Raw genomic sequence first — 22458 nt, 5'->3', positions numbered from 1 at the left:
TCGCGGTTGAGGCGGTTGGGCATGTCGAGCGGGACACATCCCAAGGTTGTTGTATTGATGGGCGGACCGTCCGCAGAGCGTGAAGTCTCACTCTCGACGGGTCGCGAATGTGCAAAAGCCCTGGTGAGCGAAGGATACGCGGTGGTCGAGGTGGACGCAGGCGCGGACCTGCCCGCACGCCTGGCCGAGATCGCACCCGATGTCGTCTTCAACGCACTGCATGGCCGCTGGGGCGAGGATGGCTGCGTGCAGGGCCTGCTGGAATGGCTGCGCATCCCCTACACCCATTCGGGCGTCCTCGCCTCGGCGCTGGCGTTGGACAAGCAGCGCACCAAGGCGGCCTATGTCGCTGCGGGTCTGCCGGTCGTGGGCAGCGTGATCGCCGCCGCCGCCGACGTGCGCAGCCGGCATGTGATGCAGCCGCCCTACGTCGTGAAGCCGAACAACGAAGGATCGAGCGTCGGCATCTACCTTGTCCACGACAACGCCAACGGCCCGCCGCAACTCTCCGACGACATGCCCGATCAGGTGATGGTCGAGGCGTATGCCGCCGGGCGAGAGATGACGGTCACCGTCATGGGCGACCGGGCGTTGACGGTGACGGATATCCTGACCGACGGCTGGTATGACTATGATGCGAAATACAAGCCCGGCGGATCGCGGCACGTGGTGCCGGCCGACATTCCCGCCGACATCTTCGAGGCCTGCATGGACTACGCCCGGCGCGCACACGACGCTCTGGGATGCCGGGGCATCAGCCGTACGGATTTCCGCTGGGACGAGACGCGCGGCCTGGCCGGACTGATCCTGCTGGAAACCAACACGCAGCCCGGCATGACGCCGACATCGCTGTCGCCGGAACAGGCCGAGACGGTCGGCATCCCCTTTGGCAAGCTGTGCCGCTGGCTGGTGGAGGACGCATCATGCGGACGATGACCGCGCCCCGGAACGGCCCCCGCAACGCCGCCCGCCTGCGCCCGGTGCGCGATCCTGCCCCCAGCAAATGGGGCTATCGCTGGCAACGCTGGATGCTGACGCCGGGCGTGCGAACGGGCCTGCGCCTTGGCGTGCCGGCGCTGATCGTCGGATTGATCGGGACCGCCTGGTCTGCGAACGACGCCAACCGCGCCTTGATCGTCGGCCGGTACGATCAAATCAAGGCCGCGATCCAGAACCGGCCGGAATTCATGGTCACCGAACTCGCCATCACCGGCGCGGAAGAGGAACTGGCCGACGTCGTGGCAGAGCTTGTGTCGGTGACATTTCCGGTCTCCTCCTTCGACCTCGATCTGGAGGGCATGCGCGCCAAGGTGGCCGCACTCGATGCGGTCAGTGACGTCTATGTCCGGGTCGGCGACGCGGGTGCCCTGGAAATCGGGATCACGCCGCGCCAGCCGGTCGCCGTCTGGCGCACGGCCGAGGGGCTGCAGATGATCGACGAGAACGGCGTCACATCCGGCAACGTCGCGCTGCGGGCAGAGCGGCGCGACCTGCCGTTGATCGCGGGCGAGGGTGCCAAGGACAATCTGACAGAGGCGTTGGCCCTGTTCCGCACCGCCGCCCCGGTGGCACCGCGTGTGCGCGGGCTGGTGCGGATCGGAGAGCGGCGCTGGGACATGGTGCTGGATCGCGGACAGCGCATCCAGCTACCGACGGCCGATCCGGTGGCGGCGCTGGAGCGCGTGATCCAGCTGCAGGAAACGAAGGACCTGCTGGCGCGGGACGTGCTGCTGGTGGACATGCGCAATCCGGGCCGACCGACGGTCAGGTTACAGAAAGAGGCAGTTGCGGCGACACGCAACGCCGTATCGACAGGGGCGAACAACTGATGCGTGACCTTTACGAAACCCAGCGGGCCATGCGCAACGTGCGCCGTGCGGCGATGCAGCGCGGCGTGATCGCCATCCTGGACATCGGCACGTCGAAGATCGCTTGCCTCGTGCTGCGCTTTGACGGCCCCGGCCGTCTGGCGCAGGTCGACGGTATCGGCGCGCTGGCGGGGCAGTCGCAGTTCCGCGTGATCGGTGCCGCGACCACCCGGTCCCGCGGCGTCCGCTTTGGCGAGATCGACGCGATGCAGGAAACCGAACGTGCGATCCGCACCGCCGTGCAGGCCGCGCAGAAGATGGCAGAGGTCCGCGTGGACCACGTCATCGTCTGCTTCAGCGGCGCGCGGCCCCGGTCCTACGGCCTTGATGGCGCAGTGGACATCGAGACGGGCATCGTGACCGAAGGCGACATCGGCCGTGTTCTGGCATCCTGCGAAGTGCCTGATTTCGGTCACGACCGCGACGTGCTGCACGCGCATCCGGTGAATTTCGCGCTGGACCGCCGCAGCGGCATGGCCGACCCGCGCGGGCAGGCCGGCAGTCGGCTTGCGACCGACCTGCACCTGTTGACAGTGGATGCGACCGCAATCCGCAACGTGTTCTTCTGCATCAAGCGCTGCGATCTGGAACTGGCGGGGCTGGCGTCGTCCGCCTATGTCGCCGGCGTGTCGAGCCTGGTGGAGGACGAGCAGGAACTGGGTGCCGCCTGCGTCGATCTGGGCGGCGGCACGACGGGCATCTCTGTCTTCATGAAGAAGCACATGATCTATTCTGACGCGGTGCGGATGGGCGGCGATCACGTGACCGGCGACATCAGCATGGGCCTTCAGGTACCGATGCAGGTGGCCGAGCGGATCAAGACCTTTTACGGCGGCGTCGTCGCCACCGGCATGGACGACCGCGAGATGATCGAGATCGGCGGCGATACGGGGGATTGGGAGCGCGACCGTCGCACGGTCAGCCGCGCCGAACTGATCGGGATCATGCGCCCCCGGATCGAGGAGATCCTCGAGGAAGTGCGCGCCCGTCTGGACGCCGCCGGGTTCGAATACCTGCCCAGCCAGCAGATCGTGCTGACAGGGGGCGGCAGCCAGATCCCCGGCCTTGACGGGCTTGCGGCCAAGATCCTGGGCCAACAGGTCCGACTGGGACGGCCCCTGCGCGTGCAGGGTCTGCCGCAGGCGGCGACAGGCCCGGCCTTTTCGGGGGCCGTGGGCTGCGCGCTGTTCGCGGCGCATCCGCAGGACGAATGGTGGGACTTCGACATTCCCGCCGAGACCTATCCGGCCCGGTCCCTGAAACGCGCTGTGAAGTGGTTCAAGGACAACTGGTAGATCTCTGTCGACACGACGAATAGGGCCCTGATTGGCCCCCATTTTGCAGGTCCGGGACCGCAAATTTCCGCATGACGCCGCGAATCGGACCTGCTATGGTTGTCTGAAGGCCCGTGAGAGGCCGGACGACCATCATGGCGGGAGGCCGGGCAGGCACCCCAGACACGTAGAGATTGAATCCGAGCGTTGCTGCGCCGTTGGGGCCTTTTCGCTTCGACCGGCATGACTGCCTTGTGCGCCCGCAGGACCACCAAATGTAGTGACTTAGGCGAAATACCACCGAGAAACGCGTCATCGCTACCATATTTTGTGGACACGGCGTGATTTCCGGGTGACGAAACCGGAAGCAGACGTTAATATCAGCCCAAATACGCGTATATTGCCCGGTGGGACGGGCCCCTCACACAGACAGGCGGACTGAGTATGACATTGAACCTCTCCCTTCCGGGTCACGACGACCTCAAGCCTCGCATTACCGTCTTCGGCGTCGGTGGTGCTGGCGGCAATGCGGTCAACAACATGATCGAGAAGGAGCTGGACGGGGTTGAATTCGTCGTGGCGAACACGGACGCGCAGGCGTTGCAGCAATCCAAGTCCTCCTCAAAGATCCAGATGGGCGTGAAGGTCACCGAAGGTCTGGGGGCTGGTGCCCGCGCAACCGTGGGTGCCGCCGCCGCCGAGGAAAGCATCGAGCAGATCGTCGACCAGCTTGCGGGCGCGCACATGTGTTTCATCACCGCCGGTATGGGCGGCGGCACCGGCACCGGGGCCGCACCGATCATCGCGCAGGCCGCGCGTGAATTGGGCGTGCTGACCGTCGGCGTCGTGACCAAGCCCTTCCAGTTCGAAGGCAACAAGCGGATGAAGCAGGCCGAAGAGGGCGTCGAGGCCCTGCAGAAGGTCGTCGATACGCTGATCATCATTCCCAACCAGAACCTTTTCCGTCTGGCGACCGAGAACACCACCTTCACCGAAGCCTTCGCGCTGGCCGACGATGTGCTGTATCAGGGCGTCAAGGGCGTGACCGACCTGATGGTGCGTCCGGGCCTCATCAACCTCGACTTTGCGGACGTGCGCGCCGTGATGGACGAGATGGGCAAGGCCATGATGGGCACCGGCGAAGCCGAGGGCGAGAACCGCGCCAAGGAAGCCGCGCAAAAGGCCATCGCGAACCCGCTGCTGGACGAAATCAGCCTGAACGGCGCGCGCGGCGTGCTGATCAACATCACCGGCGGCTACGACCTGACCCTGTTCGAGCTGGACGAGGCCGCGAACGAGATCCGCGAAAAGGTGGACCCCGAGGCGAACATCATCGTCGGTTCCACCCTGGACACCAGCATGGAAGGCAAGATGCGCGTCAGCGTCGTCGCCACCGGCATCGATGCCCGCGCCCGCTCCGATGACATGCCGATCCCGCGTCGGTCGATGTCCATGTCCCAGCCGATCCGCAACCCGGAGCCTGCGCCGCGTGCCGTCGAGCCTGCCCGCGCGCCCCAGCGCGAGGTGCGCGAACAGCCCGCCGCCCGCGACGACTATGCGCCTGCTGCCCGTGAAGAGCGTGCGCCCGCCCCGCGTTACGAGGAGCGCGCGCCCACTGCGGCCCGTCAGGCCGCCCCGGCCCCCCGCGCCGAGGAGCGGTCGCTATTCGAAAGCATGGACGACCGTCAGCCCATGCAGGACGATTACGCCGACAGCCATGACGCTGCATCCGACGATGCACTGCCGCCACCGGCCTATCGTCCGCGGCCCGAGCCAGAGATCGAGGCCGCAGAGTCCTTTGTGGCTCCGCGTGCATCGCAGCCCGGTCAGCCCACCCCAGAGGCGATGGCCCGTCTTCAGGCGGCGGTGAACCGCCAGCCCAAATCGTCTGCCGCCCCGGCCGCGACCCGTGGTGCCGACCCGCGTCAGGCCGAGGCCGACAAGCCGCGTTTTGGCATCAACTCCCTGATCAACCGCATGACGGGACAAGGCGAGGCGCAGGCTTCACCATCGCAGGCCCCGCGCCAGCAACCCCAGGTCAGCGCCCTGCGCGACCAGCCACGTGCCGATCATGACGTCGACCCGGATCAGGAGCGGATCGAGATTCCCGCCTTCCTGCGCCGTCAGGCGAACTGAACCACACGACACGACAACCAGAGGCCGCCCCGAAAGGGGTGGCCTTTTGCGTTTCATGACAAGGACTTGCTGCGCCTGCAAACGGATGTTTCAGTGTGTTGCAATGTGTGAATTGCAGCTTACGGCCGGCTCTCCTATCTGGAGGGTTAACCATGCGAGACCGAAACCAGTTTTACTCCAAGGTATTGCCACGCCATGCAAACCACGCTGCGATCCGCTCTGACCTTCGACGGCCGTGGTCTGCATTCCGGCAGGCCCGCTCGGCTGACGTTGCGTCCGGCCCCCGCTGGGACCGGCGTGGTCTTTCGGCGGACCGATGCGGCCGGGCGAGGCGTGCATCTGCCGGCGCTTTGGCACAATGTCGAAGTCTCGCCGCTCAACACCCGACTGACGCAGGGTGATGTCAGCGTCTCGACCATCGAACACCTGATGGCGGCGCTGTCGGGCTGCGGTGTTCACAACGCGTTCGTCGACATCGACGGCCCCGAGGTTCCGATCATGGATGGCAGCGCCGCCGCCTTCGTGCGGGGGATCGTGGCGACCGGCCTGACGCGGATGCCCGCACCCCTGACAGCCATTGAGATTCTGGACGAGGTGCGCGTTAGCCAAGGTGATGCCTGGGCCTCGCTGCGCCCGGCCACGAGCCTTCAGATCGACTTCGAGATCGACTTTCCCGACGCCGCGATCGGGCACCAGCGCAAGATGTTGAACATGGCCAATGGCAGCTTCGTGCGCGAGTTGTGCGACAGCCGGACCTTCTGCCGCAACGCGGACGTCGCGGCGATGCGGGCACATGGCCTGGCGCTTGGCGGGTCGCTTGACAATGCCGTGGTGGTGGACGGGGCTGACGTCCTGACGCCCGGCGGCCTGCGCCACGCCGACGAGGCCGTGCGCCACAAGATGCTGGACGCGCTCGGCGACCTTTATACGGCTGGGCGTCCGATCCTTGGCCGCTATACCGGCCACAAGGCGGGTCACAACCTGACGAATGCCTTGCTGCACGCGCTGTTCGATCAGCCCGATCGCTGGCGTCTGGTCACCTGTGACGCTCAGATCGCCGCGCGTCTGCCCGGTGTTGGGGTTTCCACGGCCGACCTGCACGCCGTCGCCTGAGGCGCGGACGCTCCGATTGGCTCACATCTCGGCACGGACGGTCAAAAGGCATTTTGCCCTCGTTTGTTTTCTGCTAGACCAGCCGACAACCGGGGGCGATACGTCCCCATCGGGCAGAATTTGCGGGGACGAAGCATGTCAGGCAGCTTGATCGGCACGGGTGCGCGGGCACGCTTGGGGCTGGCCTTGGCGATCGCGTTGCTGGCCGGGTGCAGCGGTGCATCGCGCGTTCCCGCCGCAATGGACGATTTCACCGCCGCCGAGATCTACGCCCGTGGCGAAGCTGAGGTCGAGACCGGCGATCCGGGCGATGCCGCCTTCCTGTTCGGAGAGATAGAGCGTCTGTATCCCTATTCCGAATGGGGCCAGCGCGCGCTCATCATGCAGGCCTACGCCTATCACAAGGACCGCGACTATCCGAACAGCCGGGCCGCGGCGCAGCGCTATATCGATTTCTACCCAGACACGGACGATACGGCCTACGCCCAGTATCTGCTGGCGCTGTCCTACTATGACCAGATCGATGACGTGGGCCGCGATCAGGGCCTGACCTTTCAGGCCCTGCAGTCCCTGCGCACCGTGATCGAGCAATATCCCGAAAGCCCCTATGCCGGTGCCTCGGTGCTGAAGTTCGACCTCGCCTTCGACCACCTTGCCGCGAAAGAGATGGAGGTCGGTCGCTACTACCTCAAGCGCAAGAATTATGCCGCCGCCGTGAACCGGTTCCGCGTCGTAGTCGAACAGTTCCAGACAACCAAGCAGACGCCGGAGGCGCTGCACCGGCTGGTCGAAAGCTATCTGTCGCTTGGTCTGACGGACGAGGCGCAGACCGCCGGCGCGATCCTCGGCGTCAATTATCCGGCGACGGAGTGGTATCAGGACAGCTATGCCCTGCTGACGGGCCGTGGCTTGCAGATGCAGGCACAAGGCGACAACTGGCTTGCGTCGATCTACCGGCAGGTCGTGCGCGGCGAATGGCTGTAGACACGGGCGGCACCCCCTCTCAACGGATGCACTGATGCTGCGCGCGCTCGAGATTCACGACATGCTGATCATCGACCGGCTGGCCCTCGGCTTTCAGCCGGGGCTGAACGTGCTGACGGGTGAAACCGGTGCGGGCAAGTCGATCCTGCTCGACTCCCTCGGGTTCGTGCTGGGCTGGCGCGGCCGCGCTGAACTGGTGCGGCAGGGGGCCGATCAAGGCGAGGTCATGGCGGAATTCGACCTGCCCGAAGGTCACGCCGCCCGCGCCGTGCTGCAGGATGCTGGCCTGCCAGTCGACGATACGCTGATCCTGCGCCGCGTGAACGGCCGCGACGGGCGCAAGACCGCCTGGGTCAACGACCGCCGGGTGTCCGGCGAAGTCCTGCGCGCACTGTCCGACACGCTGGTCGAACTGCACGGCCAGCACGACGACCGGGGCCTGCTGAACCCGCGCGGCCACCGCGACATGCTGGACACCTACGCCGGCCTCGCGCCGCAGATCACGCGGGCGCGCGCGTCGTGGTCCGATCTGGGCCGTGCCCGCAAGGCGCTTTACGCCGCAGAGGCGCGTGTGGCCGAGGTCCGGCAAGAAGAAGACTATCTGCGCCACGCGGTCGCGGAACTCGACGCGATCATGCCCGAGGCGGGCGAGGAGGCGTCGCTCGACGCCGCCCGCCGCACGATGCAGGCCGCCGAGAAGATCAAGACCGACATCGCCCGCGCGGGCGAGGCGTTGGGGATGCAGGGCGCCGAAGGTCAGATGTCGGACGCCGTGCGCTGGCTGGGCGGCGTGGCCGAGCGTGCCGAAGGCCGTCTAGACGCACCACTGGTTGCCATCGAGCGCGCGATGCTGGAACTCGACGCCGCCCAGCGCGGAGTCGAGGATGCGCTGGACGCGCTGACCTTCGACCCTTTTGCGCTGGAGCAGGCCGAAGAACGCCTGTTCGCGATCCGGGGTCTGGCGCGTAAACACAACGTGCTGGCCGACGACCTTGGCCCCTTCGCCGACGACCTGCGGGACCGTCTGGCCCTGCTGGACAATTCCGAACGCGGATTGGCCGATTTGCAGACCGCCGAACAGGCTGCTCTTGCGGCCTATCATGCTGCAGCAGACGCGCTGACTGCGGCGCGCACGGCCGCTGCCACAGCGCTCGACGCTGCGATGGCTGCGGAACTGGCCCCGCTCAAGATGGAACGCGCGGTCTTCGCGACAGTCGTCACACCCGGCACCGCCGGACCCGATGGCCGCGACGAGGTGTCGTTCACCGTTGCAACGAACCCCGGCGCATCGCCGGGCCCGCTGAACAAGATCGCGTCGGGCGGCGAACTCTCGCGGTTCCTGCTGGCGCTGAAGGTCTGCCTGTCACAGGCCGGGCAGGGCGGTGTGACGATGATCTTCGACGAGATCGACCGCGGCGTCGGCGGAGCCACCGCCGATGCGGTGGGCCGCCGTCTGGCTGCACTGGCCGCCGGGGGGCAGGTGCTGGTCGTCACCCACTCGCCGCAGGTCGCGGCCCTTGGTGCACATCACTGGCGGGTGGAAAAGCTGCAGACCGCGGACGCGACGACCTCGACCGTCATCCCCCTCGACGCCGAGGCGCGCGTGGACGAGATCGCCCGGATGCTGTCCGGCGACCAGATCACCGACGCCGCCCGCGCCGCCGCCCGTGCGCTGATGCCCGCCACCGGTTGACCGACGCGCCGTCGCCGCCATGGCGCGCGGCATCCGCCGTTCATCTGGCCGGTTAAACTCCTGCCAGAGGCGCCGGCGCCGCAGGCGGCGGCACACGGCCTCTCACATCGGCCTGCCGTTCAGCCTCGCACCACCTTGCCGGGGTTCATGATCCCCGCCGGATCGAGCGCCGCCTTCAGCGATCCCATCACGTCCCACGCCGTCCCATGTTCCTGCGCCATGTACCCCAGCTTGCCCATGCCGACGCCATGTTCGCCGGTGCAGGTGCCGCCCAACCGCAGGGCGCGCAAGGCCATACGGTGGGACAGGCCCTCTGCCGCTGTCCGGTCTGCCGCCGACGCAGGGTCGATCAGCAGGATCGCATGAAAATTACCGTCGCCGACATGTCCCAGGATCGGGCCGGTGATGCTGCTGGCGGCGATGTCGTCCTGCGTCTCCGCGACCGCCTCGGCCAGGCGCGATACGGGGACGCAGACGTCCGTCACGATGGCGCGGTGGCCGGGTTTGCTGGCCAGAATGGCGTAATAGGCATCGTGGCGCATCTTCCACAGGCGGTTGCGGTCCTCGGTCTGGGTGGCGCGCGCAAAGCCCGTGCCGCCGTGGTCAGCCGCAATCTCGCCGAAGGTCGCGGCGTCTTCCTCCACGCCCGCATCGGAGCCGTGAAATTCAAGCAACAGATGCGGTTGCACGGCAAAGCTCATGCCGGAATGGGCGTTCACGGCGGCGACAGAGGCGGTGTCGAGCAATTCGATCCGCGCCACGGCCACGCCCATCTGGATGGTCGCGGTCACGGCAGCGACAGCGCTTTCCACGTCGGGAAAGGCGCAGATCGCCGCCGCCACGGCCATCGGCTGGCCGCGCAGGCGCAACGTCAATTCGGTGATGATGCCGAGTGTGCCTTCCGCGCCGACGAAGAGCCCGGTCAGGTCGTAGCCCGCGCTCGACTTGCGCGCGCGGCTGCCGGTGCGGATGATGCGGCCATCCGCCAGCACGACCTCCAGCGCCATGACATTGTCGCGCATCGTGCCATACCGCACCGCCGTGGTACCGGAGGCGCGGGTCGAGGCCATGCCGCCAAGGCTCGCGTCGGCACCGGGATCGACGGGAAAGAACAGCCCCGTATGGCGCAATGCGGTGTTCAGCGCCACGCGGGTCAATCCGGGCTCTACAACGCAGTCCATGTCGGCGGCGTTCACGGCCAGCAGGCGGTTCATGCGGGACAGGTCCACCACGACGCCGCCGTTCACGGCCAGGCTGTGCCCTTCCAACGATGTGCCCGTTCCCCAGGCGATCAAAGGACAGGCGTGATCCGCGCAGTTCTGCACGATGGCCGCGACCTGCGCCGTGTCGACCGGATAGGCGACGGCATCCGGCGGGCAATCGAGAAAGTGGCTTTCCGACCGGCCATGCAGGTCTAGATCGGACTTGGACCGCGTCAGCCCATCGCCTAGAAGTGTCGCAAGTGCGTCGATGGCGGTCTGGATCGTCATGGCCTGTGCCCCCCTGGCGTGTCCACCCCAGCCTAGCGGGTCGCGGCAGGGCGAACCAGAGAGGGTGTGCCATGAGCAGCTTGCAGGCAGGGTGGATCGCGGCCTTGGTCCGTCGCGGTCGGGACGATCTGCGCCGCGCCTGGCTCGTGCTGAAACTGCGTGGCCCCAGTCAGGTGCAGTTCTGGTTCATCGCGCTGGCCCTCGGCATCGCTTCGGGCGTTGCTGCCGTCGCGTTCCGGCTGGGCATCGATGCGATTCAGAGCGGGGTCTACGGCAGCGACGATCCCACCTATCTGCACAGCTTCGTGGCTGGCCTGCACTGGACCCAGATCCTTGTCATCCCGATCATCGGCGGGCTGATCGTCGGCCTGATCCTGAACCGCGTAACGGGCGACGGCCGCGTGCGATCGGTCGCGGAGGTGATCGAGGGGGCAGCACTTCATGAAGGCCGCGTCGAGTTGCGCAAGGGCATTGCCTCGGCCTTCGCAAGCCTGGTGACGCTGTCCACCGGCGGGTCGAGCGGGCGGGAAGGGCCGGTCGTCCACATCGCCGCCGTGATCTCGACCGCGATCTGCCGGCTGATCCGCGCGGACGGCATCACCGGACGCGACCTGCTGGGCTGTGCCGTGGCCGCCGCCGTATCCGCCAGCTTCAACGCCCCCATTGCGGGGGCGTTGTTCGCGCTGGAAGTCGTGCTGCGACACTTCGCCGTCCACGCCTTTGCCCCCATCGTCATCGCCAGCGTCGCCGGCACCGTCGTCAACCGGCTGTGGTTCGGTGACGTGACGGAGTTCATCCTGCCGCGCGATACCGTCCTGGGCTTCTATGTGGAGCTTCCTGCGTTTCTGATCCTTGGCCTTGTCTGCGGGCTGGTCGCCGTCGTGCTGATGAAGTCGATCTTCTGGGCCGACAGCATGGGCAGCCGCATCCAGTTCGGACTGCGGATTCCGGCGAGCCTGCGTCCCGCCGGTGCGGGCCTGCTGCTGGGCCTGATCGCGATCCAGTTTCCCCACATCATAGGCGTCGGCTACGAGACGACGAGTGCCGCGCTGACCGGTCAGCTTGTGCTGTCGCAGGTGGTGATCTTTGTCGCGGTCAAGGTGGCCGCCGTTGCGATCACGATGGGCGGCCGCATGGGTGGCGGCGTATTCTCGCCCTCGCTGATGGTGGGTGCGCTGACGGGACTGGCCTTTGGCCTGATCGCCACAAGCGTCTTTCCCAGCGTGTCCGGCACCGGCACCCTTTACGCGCTGGCCGGCATGGGGGCCGTTGCGGCGGCCGTGCTGGGCGCGCCGATCTCGACCACGCTGATCGTGTTCGAATTGACGGGCGACTGGCAGACCGGCCTGGCGGTCATGGTCGCCGTGTCGATGTCCACGGCGCTGGCGTCACGGCTGGTGGACCGGTCGTTCTTTCTCACGCAACTGGAAAGGCGTGGGGTCCATCTGGCGGCGGGGCCGCAGGCCTATCTGCTCGGGACGTTCCGGGTCGGCACCATCATGCGCGCGACGACCGATCCGCGCGCTGCAGCCGAGAAGGTGTGCTGGGAGATGATCGAGGGCGGCACCTGGATCGACGCGAACGCCACGCTGGAACAGGCGATGCCGGTCTTCGAGAAGGGCGGCCACCTCTTCATCCCGGTCGTCAGCATGAACGAAAAGGGCATGGCACCGACGCTGGAAGGCGCATTGTTTCAGGTCGATGCCCTGCGCGCCCTGAACCGCGCGCTGTCGGCGCGCGCGGCAGAGGAACATTCCTGAGGCGTCAGACCTGCTCGACCGCGACCTTGTCGGGGTAGAACGCGAGGAAGCCGCCAATCTGCGCCACGTCGTTCTTCGGGTCCTCGTAGGACCAGGCGGCGTCGGCGATGGTGCCGTTCTTGGTCACGATGGAATAATAGCTCGCCACCCCCTTGTGCGGGCAGGTCGACGTGCGTGTGCTGGGGTCCAGGAACGTCGTCGCGACATCGGCGCGCGGAAAATAGATGACGGGTTCGTAGTCGCCCTCGATCAGTTCCAGAGCGCGGTTGCTTTCACCCAGCACGGCACCGCCGGCGCGGATGACCCATGTGCCGGTCGCAGGGCGGATGGTGATAAGAGCCATAGGCTGCATGTCCTTTGCTTGTTTCGGGGAAGGGTCGCGCGCTTATAGCGGCGCACAGGCCGCAAGCAGCCAGTCCCGCGCGGCCCCCTCCACCAGCGGCGCGATCCGGTGGAGTGTATCCGCATGGTAGCGGTCGATCCAGTCCCTTTCCGCCCGCGACAGAAGCCCTGCGTCGATCAACCGGCGGTCAAGGGGGACGTGGGTCAAAGTCTCGAACGCGAGCATGTCGCGCGCATCGGGGCCTGCGGGGGCGGGGGTGACGACCATCAGGTTCTCGATCCGGATGCCATAGGCCCCTTCGCGGTAATAGCCGGGTTCGTTCGACAGGATCATCCCCGGCTCCAGCGGCGTGGTGGACCGGCGCGACAGGCCGGCGGGGCCTTCATGAACCGACAGGTAACTGCCGACGCCGTGCCCGGTGCCGTGGTCGTAGTCCAGCCCCGCCACCCACAGCGGAAACCGCGCCAGCGCATCGAGGTGCTGGCCCGCGACGCCGCGCGGGAATTGCGCGCGACTGACGGCGATCATGCCTTGCATCACGCGGGTATAGCGATCGCAGTGTTCGGCCAGGGGGTCGCCCACGATGACCGTGCGGGTGATGTCGGTCGTGCCGTCGACATATTGCCCGCCACTGTCGACCAGCAGCAGTTCGCCCGGCCTGACCGGCGCATCGGTGTCGCGGGTGACACGGTAGTGGACGATGGCACCGTGCGCCCCGGCCCCGCAGATCGTCTCGAAGCTGATGTCGCGCAGGGCATTGGTCGCGCGGCGGAACCCTTCCAGCGCTTCGACGACGGCGATCTCGGTCAACTGGCCTGTTGGGGCCTCGGCGTCCAGCCAGGCCAGAAAGCGCACCATTGCCGCCCCATCGCGCAACTGGGCGGCGCGCGCGCCCGCGATCTCGACCTCGGTCTTGCGCGCCTTCGGAAGGATGCAGGGGTCCTGCGTTTCGATCACCTCGACCTTGACCAGATCGCGCACCGCCTGCGGGCAGGACTTCGGATCAAGACGCACGGGGCCGGGCAGTGCGGCCAGCGCCGCGTCGAAATCATCGCGGACGGTCACCTCCGGTCGAAGGTGATCCCGCAGGTCAGCGACCTTGGCGACAGGCGCGAAAAGATCGACCGTGCCATCGTGATGCAGGATTGCAAAGGCCTGCGGCACCGGGTTGCGGGCAATGTCGGCACCACGGATGTTCAACAGCCAGGCGATGCTGTCGGGCAGGGTGATGACCCATGCCCCCTTGTCCGCCCCGGCCGTCAGCCGCGACCGCTTGGCACCGTGCGCTTCGCCGGTCAGTTCCATCGGATGCGCAAAGAACGGCGCGGTCGGCCGGTCAGGGCGGTCGGTCCAGATCCGGTCCACGAGGTTGTCGGTCGCACGCAGGCTGATCCCGGCAGCCGTAAGCGGCTTGGTCAGGCCTGCAATCTCCTCGACCGTATGAAGCCAGGGGTCGTAGCCGATCACACCACCCTGCGGCAGCGCGTCTGTCAACCAGTCCGCCAGCCCGGTTTCGGGCCAATGCACGGGCGTGAACACATCCGCCATCTGCACCCGCACCTGCACCCGGTAGCGCCCGTCGATGAATACTGCCGCCTTGTCCGCCAGCACGGCGGCAAAACCGGCCGATCCGGTGAAGCCTGTCAGCCAGGCCAGCCGCTCGTCGCAGGGGGCGACATATTCACCCTGATGACGGTCAGCGCGCGGCACAAGAAAGCCGTTCACGCCTTCACCCTGCATGACATCGCGCAACCCCGCGAGGCGGTGCGGCCCCTGCGCCGGATTGCTTGTCGCATCAAAGCTCTGGAACATATCGCGACATCCTTCATTCATCTGGCCAGATAAACTCCTGCCAGCGGCTTCACGGTTTTCGCATTTCGCGAAAACCTGAAATCACATCACCCGACGCATCCCCAGGACCCGTGCGCGCTTGCGCGGATCGCTGTCGAACAGGCTGGCCAGTTGCTCGGTCATGGCACCCGCCAACTGCTCTACATCCGTGATCGTCACGGCGCGTGCGTAATAGCGGGTCACGTCGTGGCCGATGCCGATGGCGGCAAGCTCTACCCCGCGCCGCTTTTCGATCATCGCGATGACGTCGCGCAGATGCTTTTCCAGATAGTTGGCCGGGTTCACCGACAGCGTGCTGTCATCCACCGGTGCACCATCAGAGATCACCATCAGGACCTTGCGCTGTTCGGGGCGGTTCACCATGCGGCGGTAGGCCCATTCCAGCGCCTCGCCGTCGATGTTTTCCTTCAACAATCCTTCCTTCATCATCAGCCCGAGGTTGGGCCGCGTCCGCCGCCAGGGCGCATCCGCGGATTTGTAGATGATGTGGCGCAGGTCGTTCAGCCGGCCCGGCGTGGGCGCGCGGCCTTCCTTCAACCACGCCTCGCGCGACTGACCGCCCTTCCATGCTTTCGTGGTAAAGCCGAGGATCTCGACCTTCACGTCGCAGCGTTCCAGCGTGCGGGCCATGACGTCCGCGCAGATCGCGGCGATGGAAATCGGGCGACCGCGCATGGAGCCGGAGTTGTCGAGCAGCAGCGTCACGACCGTGTCGCGGAACTCGGTGTCCTTTTCGACCTTGAACGACAGGGGCGTCGTTGGGCTTGCCACCACCCGCGCCAGACGCCCGGCATCAAGGATGCCTTCCTCGCGGTCGAACTCCCAGCTGCGGTTCTGCTTGGCTTGCAGGCGGCGCTGCAACTTGTTGGCCAGTCGGCTCACCGCGCCCTTCAGGGGTTCGAGCTGCTGGTCGAGGTAGGCGCGCAGGCGTACCAGCTCGGCCGGTTCCGCCAGATCGGCGGCGCTGATCTCTTCGTCGAAGGCCGTGCTGAACACCCGGTAATCGGGGTCGGCGTCAGAGGCCGGTGCGGGCTGGGGCGGGTCCATCGGGGCCTCGCCTTCGGGCATCTCGGTCTCTTCGCCCATCTCGGCATCGGCGGAATCGTCCATGCTGACCTGCGCCTGCGACGCATCCTGCTGGTTTTCCTGCGACTGCTCGGGACTGGCCTCTGCCTCCTCGCCCTCGCTGTCGTCGCCGGTGCTGTCGGGCTGCTCTTCCTGATCGTCGCCGCTTTCCGCCTCGTCGTCCTGATCCTCGTCGGGCGCGTCGGGGTCGTCGCCCAGCTGATCGCCATAGCCGAGGTCCTTGATGATCTGGCGGGCAAAGCGCGCGAATGACTTCTGGTCGGACAGCGTGCTCTTGAGGCTTTCCAGCGTGCCGCCGGCCTGTTCCTCGATAAAGCCGCGCCACAGGTTCATCACGTTGTCGGCCCCGGCGGGCAGATCGCGGCCCGTCGCCAGATGCCGGATCAGATACCCTGCGGCGACGGCCAGCGGCGCGTCAGAGGATGACGTGATCTGTTCGTAGCCCTTGCGCTGCGCCTCGTTGCCGATCTTGGCGTCGATGTTGCCTGCGGTGCCGGGCATGTATTGCGCGCCCACCGCCTCGATCCGGGCGGTTTCCATCGCGTCGTAGATGTCGCGCGCCATCTGCCCCGGCGGAGCGTAACGGGCGGCGGTCGCCGCGTCGTGAAACTTGTGTCGCAGCGCAAAGGCATCGGCCGTGCCGCGGGCCAGCAGGACCTCTTGCTTGGTCATGCGGCGGCTGACCTGCGGCAGGCGGATCGTGTCGCCGGTCTGCCCCGCCGGATCGACGGAATAGCTGACCGTCAGATCGGGATCGTCGGCCATGACCTTCGTTGCCTCGGCCAGCGCCTTCTTGAACGGATCGGCGGGGTTGTCGGATGGTTTGCTCATGGTATCGGTAAATCATTCTGTGGGCATGGGGGCAAGGTGGCGCGCATGCGCGTCCTGTCCAGCGCGGCGTGGCTTTGGCGCACAGTGACTGTGCTGTGGTGGCGATTGCATGACCCCAAGGTAACCCGCATCTGCAGGGCAACCGCAACAACCCGCAACAAGGAGTATCCCATGGCCACCCTGCCCAAGATCGCCATCATCATCGGATCGACCCGCAAGACCCGCTTTGCCGACAAACCCGCACAGTGGATGCTGACGCAGGCACAGGCCCGCGACGACATGACCGTCGAACTGGTCGACCTGCGCGACTTCGACCTGCCCCTGTTCGACGAGATGGCCTCGAACAAGTGGATGCCGTCCAGCGACCCCAAGGCCGTCGCGTGGCAGAAGAAGATTGCGGAGTATGACGGCTACATCTTCGTGGTGGCCGAGTACAACCACTCGGTCACCGGCGCGCTGAAGAACGCGCTGGATCAGGCCTATACCGAATGGAACCGCAAGCCGATGGGTGCCATTGCCTACGGCGGCGTCGGCGGTGCCCGCGCGCTGGAGCATCTGCGCAACATCGCGGTGGAACTCTGCATGGTGCCGGTCCACGGGGCCGTTCATATCGGCGGCGGCGACTTCATGGCCGTCCATCCGATGGGCAAGGACGGTGCCATCGAAGAGATCGAGGATCATCTGAAGCCGGGTGCGACCGATCTGCTGGACGATATCGTCTGGTGGGCCAAGGCGACGATGACCGCCAAGGGCTGATCTGCCATGCGGCTGTGACGACACAATGGGCGGCTCCCGGTGACGGGAGCCGCCCTTTGCATCAGTGCCGCTTGAGATTCAGCAAAGTCTGGTCAATACGCCGCGGCCTTACGCGAGGCTCATGCTTGCGGCGCTTTCGGGCAGTTCCTCGTCAAAGCAGCGCTGATAGAATTCCGCAACGGTCTGGCGCTCCAGCTCGTCGCACTTGTTCAGGAACGACAGCCGGAAGGCATAACCCACATCCTTGAAGATGCGCGCATTCTCGGCCCAGGCCAGCACGGTGCGCGGCGACATGACCGTGGACAGATCGCCGTTCATGAAGGCGGTGCGCGTCAGGTCCGCGACCGTCACCATCTGGCTGACGATCCGACGGCCTTTTTCGTTGTTGTAGTGCGGCGACTTCGACAGGACGATCGCGGCTTCGGCGTCGTGGGACAGGTAGTTCAGCGTGGCGACAAGCGACCAGCGGTCCATCTGCGCCTGGTTGATTTGTTGCGTGCCGTGGTACAGCCCCGTGGTGTCGCCAAGACCGACCGTGTTGGCGGTCGCGAACAGGCGGAAATACTTGTGCGGCGTCAGGATGACGTTCTGGTCCATCAGTGTCAGCTTGCCGTCGGTTTCCAGCACGCGCTGGATCACGAACATCACGTCAGCGCGCCCTGCGTCATATTCGTCGAACACGATGGCGACGGGGTTGCGCAGCGCCCAAGGCAGAATGCCCTCGTGGAACTCCGTGACCTGCACGCCGTCGCGCAGCTTGATCGCGTCCTTGCCGATCAGGTCGATCCGGCTGATGTGGCTGTCGAGGTTCACGCGCACCGCGGGCCAGTTCAGGCGGGCCGCGACCTGTTCGATATGCGTGGACTTGCCGGTGCCGTGATAGCCCTGGATCATGACGCGCCGATTGTAACCAAAGCCCGCCAGAATCGCGAGGGTGGTGTCGGGGTCGAACTTGTAGGTGCTGTCGATTTCCGGCACGCGGTCGGTGCGGTCCGAGAACCCCTTGATCTTCATGTCGCTGTCGATGCCGAAGATGTCACGGACAGAGATGTCTTCGGTCGGCGTTGCGTTGATGTCGGTCATGCCGTCGGCCATGGGGTGCTGCCTTTGCTGTCGCGGGTCGCGTGGAAATCGTCGTTCCCTGCGGGATGCAACATATCGTGGCGAATGCCAAGGGGAAGGGGCGCTGTCCGGTGCCCCGGTAAAGTTGCCTTTCTCGTCAGATGCGCCACACTAGAGGCAACCTTGCAGGAGACCGGGTGAGAGATGACGACGACCTCCGACATCGAAAACATGATCGCGCGTATGGCGATCGGCGACCGCGCCGCCTTTGAGGGGCTTTACGCAGCGACCTCTGCGAAACTCTTCGGGGTTTGCCTGCGTGTGTTGGGTAATCGGGCAGAAGCCGAAGACGCCTTGCAGGAAGCCTTCGTCAAGATATGGCGAAACGCCGATCGTTACCGGGTCAACGGCTTGAGCCCCATGACCTGGCTGATCACGGTCACGCGAAACCATTCCGTCGATCGTGTCCGCGCGCGCCGTTCGAAGATGAATGCCGGATTGGAAGAGGCCGCCGACATGGCCGACGTCCGGCCCGGACCGGAAGCGCTGGCAATGGCCTCCTCGGACCGCACGCGGATCGTGGATTGCATGGGCCAGCTCGACCCCGACAAGGCCGGCGCCGTGCGCCGCGCCTATCTGGAGGGGGATACATATCAGGAGTTGGCGGAACATTACGATGTGCCGCTCAACACCGTTCGCACCTGGCTGCGCCGCAGCCTGCTGAAGTTGAGAGAGTGTCTGTCCCATGACGGATGAGATCGAACGAGAAGACGAGGTCGCTCTGACGGCGGAATACGTCCTTGGCCTGCTTTCACCGGACGAGGTGGTGGCCTATGAGGACGTACTGGGCGTGGACCCGGACCTGCGGGCGGAATATGCCTTTCAGGCGGACCGGATGGTCGCGCTGACCGACGACATCGCGCCCGTCACGCCGCCGGCCCAAGTGCTGTCGCGGATCAGGGCGATAATCTTTCACGAGGCCGGGACGGCTGGGACGTCATCACGGGGCAGGTCGTGGCTGCAACGGCTGGGGCTGCTGCCCGCGATGGCGGGCGGTCTGGTGGCGGCACTTGCCGTGTTGTGGGTCGTGACGACCGTGATCCCGCCCTCGGGTGACCCGGGGCCGGGACCAACCTACGTGGCGCAAATCGCCGCGGCCGACGAAAGCCTTGTCGTGCAGGCCAGTTACGACGCCGCCGCCGGAAACCTTGTCGTCGATCGTGCCGTGGGCGAGGCCCGGCCGGGTCGGGCGCTGGAACTGTGGCTGATCGTCGGTGACAACCCGCCTGTCTCGCTTGGCCTGCTGCCACAGGACCGGACCGGCGCCGTGGCCGTCAGCCCCGATCTGGCCCAGTCGCTGGCCGGTGGCACGCTCGCGATCTCGGACGAACCGCCGGGCGGGTCGACGACGGGCGCACCGACGGGCGACGTGCTTGCCGTCGGTCAGGTGATCGACGCCTGATCGCGCCCATTGCAGCCTGGGGTTGCCGTCCTGCCGGACGATGACCCCGATGCCCTGTCACAATGCCTCACATCCCTGTGCGGTTATGTCGTACGACACCATCCGCATCCAAGGCTGTGGTAAGACGGGCCAACGCAATTCGAAAGGATACCCCATGCACCGTCGCAATTTCCTGTTCGCCAGCCTTGCCGCAAGTGTCGCACCGATGGCGCTGCGCGCTCAATCCTACGAGGTCAGCCGGTCCGAGGCCGAATGGCGCGCCATGCTGACACCTGCGGAATTCAACGTCATGCGCGATCAAGGCACTGAACGCGCCGGATCGAGTCCGCTGGACAAGGTCTATGCCGAGGGCACCTATCATTGCCGTGGCTGCGATCTGGCGCTTTATCCCTCCTCCACGAAGTATGACAGCGGCACCGGCTGGCCGAGCTTTTACGCGGCACTGCCGGACGCCGTCGGAACGGCGGTCGACAAGTCGCTTTTTCAGACCCGGACCGAAGTCCATTGCCGCCGGTGCGGCAGCCATCTCGGTCACATCTTTTCGGACGGGCCGGCCCCGACCGGCCAGCGCCATTGTCTGAACGGGGTCAGCCTGGTGTTCCGCGCCGCCTGAGTGGCACGTTTGGAAACGGAGTGTTGGGCAGGCTTTGCTTAACGAAATCCTTGTTATGGCGTAGAACTCTCGGACGACGCCCCGGCTGGATCTTTCATGCGCGACCGCTTCGTTCACCCATTGCGCCCGACACCGGGCGAGCGACGGCTTCTGGCCGCCGGACTTGGCGTGGCCGTCTGCGGCGGCCTGATGTCCTTCGTCATCGTGACGCAGATGGGGCAGAACAAGACCATGCTGCGCAGCATGACCGACGCCGACCTCTGGTTCGTGACGGCGGGCATGTTGGGCGGGATCGGCGGGCTTTATATGGGGCGGAACTGGCTGGGCCACGGCGGACCAGCCGGTGCCGTCAAGGCCGTCGCGGGCATGCTGGTCGTCAGCTTTGCCGGGGCCCTGATCGCCGGGTCGCTGGCGCTGCCACTTTATGGCACGATGTTCGGACCCTTGATGCTGGGCCTGACGCTGGCGGGCAACCCCGCCCTTGCCCTTCTGTGGCTGACGGTGATGACCGGTTCCCACCTTCTTTTCCGGACGTGGCGGCGCGAAAAAAAGAGCCTTTTCGCACCGCTGGCCGCGCAGGCAGAACCGCGGGGTCGTGCATCACCCCTGCGGTGGGTTCAGAAGACCTAACGCCTAGTCCTTTTCGCGAAAGTTGCGGCTGGCCTTGAGCTGGTCCCAAGCCCAGACGACCTCGGCCAACTGCTCTTCCTGGCTGCGGTCACCGCCATTCATGTCCGGGTGCAGCACCTTGATCAATGCCTTGTAGCACTTGCGGATTTCCACCTTCGACATGTTGTCGCGGGCATCCAGGATCTCGACCGCGCGCCGTTCGGTCGGAGGCAGCTTGCGTGTGCCGCCACCCATCTTGCCGGGGTTGCGGGTCGCGTTTTCGCCCAATACCTCGTGCGGGTCGCTGACGCCAAGCCGCGCCCAGGCGCGCTCCTCGACCGACCGCTTGATCGGCTTCGTCGGGCGCTCCCAGGTGGCGCGGTCCTTTTCCATCTGCGCCATAAGCTCGGCCTCTGACGTGCCGTCGAAGAAGTTCCACTTCAGATTGTATTCGCGCACATGGTCCTTGCAGAACCACCAGTAGTCGTCGATCGAATCCGGGCTTTTCGGCGCGCGATACTGTCCGGCCTCTTCGCATCCTTCGTGATCGCAGATGCGGGTTGACGTCTCGGACGCGCCCGACATGCCCCTGCGCCCACGCGGGTTCTTCTTCTTGGCCCCCGACACCGACATGTCGAAACCGAAGGGGTCTTTCTTATTCATGGGCATCGTCCCTTTCCGACTCGGAGCATGCACTCTAAACCTGTGGGTGGCAGATAGAAGAGGCAGGACGAAAATAATGGCACTTGACGCGGACATTCGGGATGCGCTGACGCGCGGATTGTCGCCCGAACACCTGAAGGTGATCAACGAAAGCCACATGCACGCTGGACATTCCGGCGACGACGGGTCCGGTGAAAGCCACTGGCGCGTCGTGATCGCGGCGACGGCACTGGATGGCCAGTCGCGGTTGGCCAAGCATCGGGCCGTGCACGACGCGCTGGGGCAGGGGATCATCGATCGCCTGCACGCCCTGGCGATCACGTTCCGCTAAGGCCTACGCCCGGATCAGGGTTTCGGGACCGGCTCTGCATCCGGTGACGCGGGTGCAGCGGCGGCCGTCAGAGGCGGCACTTGACTCCCGGCGGTCGGTTCTGTCGATGCGACTGCATCCTGTGGGGGCGTATCGTCGCGCTTGTCCTCGATCATCGGGACGGGTGCGACGGTGGGCGAGGGGGCGGTCTTCATCCGGCGAAAGACCATCATGTTCTGGAACACGGTCGCCTTGCCCATCAGGCCTTCCCGCTTTTCCGAGGGCAGGGTTTCGGTCCGCTGATATTCCCAGCCGTCGGCGGCTTGCGCGTTCATGACAGAGGCGAGGGCGATGGCGAAGCGATCCTCGCTCGCCCGCACGCCGCGCAGTTTTTCACCGCGCCGGGGGGCCGGAACCACCTTGTATTCATAATGCGCCATAAAAGCCCCCAGTTGTTGTGCGGGGGCATATAACAGCATTTCGACCGGGGCCAATGCCTCTGTGTCATCAGCCTTGCCGGTGTTGCGTCGACCGCCAAAAGCACGGCAATATCA

The 22458-nt window shown here is 65.9% G+C and carries 21 protein-coding genes; 14 read left to right on the top strand and 7 right to left on the bottom strand.

What is annotated here, in order from left to right:
• The first annotated feature begins 15 nt into the window (after window positions 1–15).
• The 7 genes from ACOI1H_RS02900 (at window position 16) to recN (ending at window position 9068) form a co-directional block, all read left to right on the top strand.
• The gene (locus ACOI1H_RS02900) at window positions 16–936 is read left to right on the top strand and encodes a D-alanine--D-alanine ligase (protein WP_422435281.1); all 921 of its coding nucleotides are present in this window, start codon (window positions 16–18) and stop codon (window positions 934–936) included.
• Window positions 924–1829, top strand: a complete 906-nt coding sequence (locus ACOI1H_RS02895) for a cell division protein FtsQ/DivIB (RefSeq protein ID WP_422435222.1) — start codon at window positions 924–926, stop codon at window positions 1827–1829. The genes ACOI1H_RS02900 and ACOI1H_RS02895 overlap by 13 nt, the downstream gene beginning before the upstream one ends.
• On the top strand, window positions 1829–3163 hold the full coding sequence (gene ftsA, locus ACOI1H_RS02890; protein ID WP_422435221.1) for a cell division protein FtsA: 1335 nt from the start codon (window positions 1829–1831) through the stop codon (window positions 3161–3163). The genes ACOI1H_RS02895 and ftsA overlap by 1 nt, the downstream gene beginning before the upstream one ends.
• Before the next feature lie 423 nt (window positions 3164–3586).
• Window positions 3587–5278 carry a cell division protein FtsZ gene (gene ftsZ / locus ACOI1H_RS02885; protein WP_422435220.1) on the top strand — a complete coding sequence of 564 codons (1692 nt, stop codon included), beginning with the start codon at window positions 3587–3589 and terminating at the stop codon, window positions 5276–5278.
• 195 nt (window positions 5279–5473) lie between these two features.
• On the top strand, window positions 5474–6391 hold the full coding sequence (gene lpxC / locus ACOI1H_RS02880; protein WP_422435219.1) for a UDP-3-O-acyl-N-acetylglucosamine deacetylase: 918 nt from the start codon (window positions 5474–5476) through the stop codon (window positions 6389–6391).
• Window positions 6392–6526: 135 nt separating this feature from the next.
• Window positions 6527–7375 carry an outer membrane protein assembly factor BamD gene (locus tag ACOI1H_RS02875; RefSeq protein WP_422435218.1) on the top strand — a complete coding sequence of 283 codons (849 nt, stop codon included), beginning with the start codon at window positions 6527–6529 and terminating at the stop codon, window positions 7373–7375.
• A gap of 34 nt (window positions 7376–7409) precedes the next feature.
• On the top strand, window positions 7410–9068 hold the full coding sequence (gene recN, locus ACOI1H_RS02870; RefSeq protein WP_422435217.1) for a DNA repair protein RecN: 1659 nt from the start codon (window positions 7410–7412) through the stop codon (window positions 9066–9068).
• Window positions 9069–9187: 119 nt separating this feature from the next.
• On the opposite strand, the gene ACOI1H_RS02865 is transcribed toward recN, so the two are convergent.
• Window positions 9188–10558, bottom strand: coding sequence for an FAD-binding oxidoreductase (locus tag ACOI1H_RS02865; protein WP_422435216.1), 1371 nt, complete (start codon window positions 10556–10558; stop codon window positions 9188–9190).
• A gap of 71 nt (window positions 10559–10629) precedes the next feature.
• Here ACOI1H_RS02865 and ACOI1H_RS02860 point away from each other — a divergent pair, with 71 nt between their 5' ends.
• Window positions 10630–12318 carry a chloride channel protein gene (locus ACOI1H_RS02860; RefSeq protein ID WP_422435215.1) on the top strand — a complete coding sequence of 563 codons (1689 nt, stop codon included), beginning with the start codon at window positions 10630–10632 and terminating at the stop codon, window positions 12316–12318.
• A gap of 4 nt (window positions 12319–12322) precedes the next feature.
• Here the strand turns inward: ACOI1H_RS02860 and ACOI1H_RS02855 are convergent, their stop codons facing one another.
• From ACOI1H_RS02855 to cobT, 3 genes are all read right to left on the bottom strand, one after another.
• Window positions 12323–12661: a DUF427 domain-containing protein gene (locus ACOI1H_RS02855; protein ID WP_422435214.1), complete on the bottom strand. Its 339-nt coding sequence runs from the start codon at window positions 12659–12661 to the stop codon at window positions 12323–12325.
• Window positions 12662–12703: 42 nt separating this feature from the next.
• The gene (locus ACOI1H_RS02850) at window positions 12704–14473 is read right to left on the bottom strand and encodes an aminopeptidase P family protein (protein WP_422435213.1); all 1770 of its coding nucleotides are present in this window, start codon (window positions 14471–14473) and stop codon (window positions 12704–12706) included.
• A gap of 81 nt (window positions 14474–14554) precedes the next feature.
• On the bottom strand, window positions 14555–16429 hold the full coding sequence (cobT, locus tag ACOI1H_RS02845) for a cobaltochelatase subunit CobT (protein ID WP_422435212.1): 1875 nt from the start codon (window positions 16427–16429) through the stop codon (window positions 14555–14557).
• 171 nt (window positions 16430–16600) lie between these two features.
• Here cobT and ACOI1H_RS02840 point away from each other — a divergent pair, with 171 nt between their 5' ends.
• Window positions 16601–17185, top strand: a complete 585-nt coding sequence (locus tag ACOI1H_RS02840; protein ID WP_422435211.1) for an NADPH-dependent FMN reductase — start codon at window positions 16601–16603, stop codon at window positions 17183–17185.
• Between the two features lie 108 nt (window positions 17186–17293).
• On the opposite strand, the gene cobS is transcribed toward ACOI1H_RS02840, so the two are convergent.
• The gene (cobS, locus tag ACOI1H_RS02835) at window positions 17294–18280 is read right to left on the bottom strand and encodes a cobaltochelatase subunit CobS (protein WP_422435210.1); all 987 of its coding nucleotides are present in this window, start codon (window positions 18278–18280) and stop codon (window positions 17294–17296) included.
• 171 nt (window positions 18281–18451) lie between these two features.
• Between cobS and ACOI1H_RS02830 the strand changes: the two genes are divergently transcribed.
• From ACOI1H_RS02830 to ACOI1H_RS02815, 4 genes are all read left to right on the top strand, one after another.
• Entirely contained in the window at window positions 18452–19003 is a 552-nt protein-coding gene (locus ACOI1H_RS02830; protein ID WP_422435209.1) for a sigma-70 family RNA polymerase sigma factor, read from the top strand.
• Window positions 18993–19709, top strand: a complete 717-nt coding sequence (locus tag ACOI1H_RS02825) for an anti-sigma factor (RefSeq protein ID WP_422435208.1) — start codon at window positions 18993–18995, stop codon at window positions 19707–19709. The genes ACOI1H_RS02830 and ACOI1H_RS02825 overlap by 11 nt, the downstream gene beginning before the upstream one ends.
• A 154-nt stretch (window positions 19710–19863) precedes the next feature.
• Complete coding sequence (gene msrB / locus ACOI1H_RS02820; protein ID WP_422435207.1) at window positions 19864–20322, top strand: peptide-methionine (R)-S-oxide reductase MsrB; 459 nt, start codon at window positions 19864–19866, stop codon at window positions 20320–20322.
• A 96-nt stretch (window positions 20323–20418) separates the two neighbouring features.
• Entirely contained in the window at window positions 20419–20952 is a 534-nt protein-coding gene (locus ACOI1H_RS02815) for a hypothetical protein (protein WP_422435206.1), read from the top strand.
• Window positions 20953–20955: 3 nt separating this feature from the next.
• On the opposite strand, the gene ACOI1H_RS02810 is transcribed toward ACOI1H_RS02815, so the two are convergent.
• Window positions 20956–21594: a J domain-containing protein gene (locus ACOI1H_RS02810; protein WP_422435205.1), complete on the bottom strand. Its 639-nt coding sequence runs from the start codon at window positions 21592–21594 to the stop codon at window positions 20956–20958.
• A 76-nt stretch (window positions 21595–21670) separates the two neighbouring features.
• Here ACOI1H_RS02810 and ACOI1H_RS02805 point away from each other — a divergent pair, with 76 nt between their 5' ends.
• Entirely contained in the window at window positions 21671–21925 is a 255-nt protein-coding gene (locus ACOI1H_RS02805) for a BolA family protein (protein WP_422435204.1), read from the top strand.
• Between the two features lie 14 nt (window positions 21926–21939).
• On the opposite strand, the gene ACOI1H_RS02800 is transcribed toward ACOI1H_RS02805, so the two are convergent.
• Window positions 21940–22344, bottom strand: coding sequence for a DUF4177 domain-containing protein (locus tag ACOI1H_RS02800; protein ID WP_422435203.1), 405 nt, complete (start codon window positions 22342–22344; stop codon window positions 21940–21942).
• Window positions 22345–22458 lie beyond the last annotated feature (114 nt).

The organism is Loktanella sp. DJP18, assembly GCF_049310965.1.
Lineage (GTDB): Bacteria > Pseudomonadota > Alphaproteobacteria > Rhodobacterales > Rhodobacteraceae > Loktanella.
This window is presented reverse-complemented; position numbering and strand designations above follow the sequence as displayed.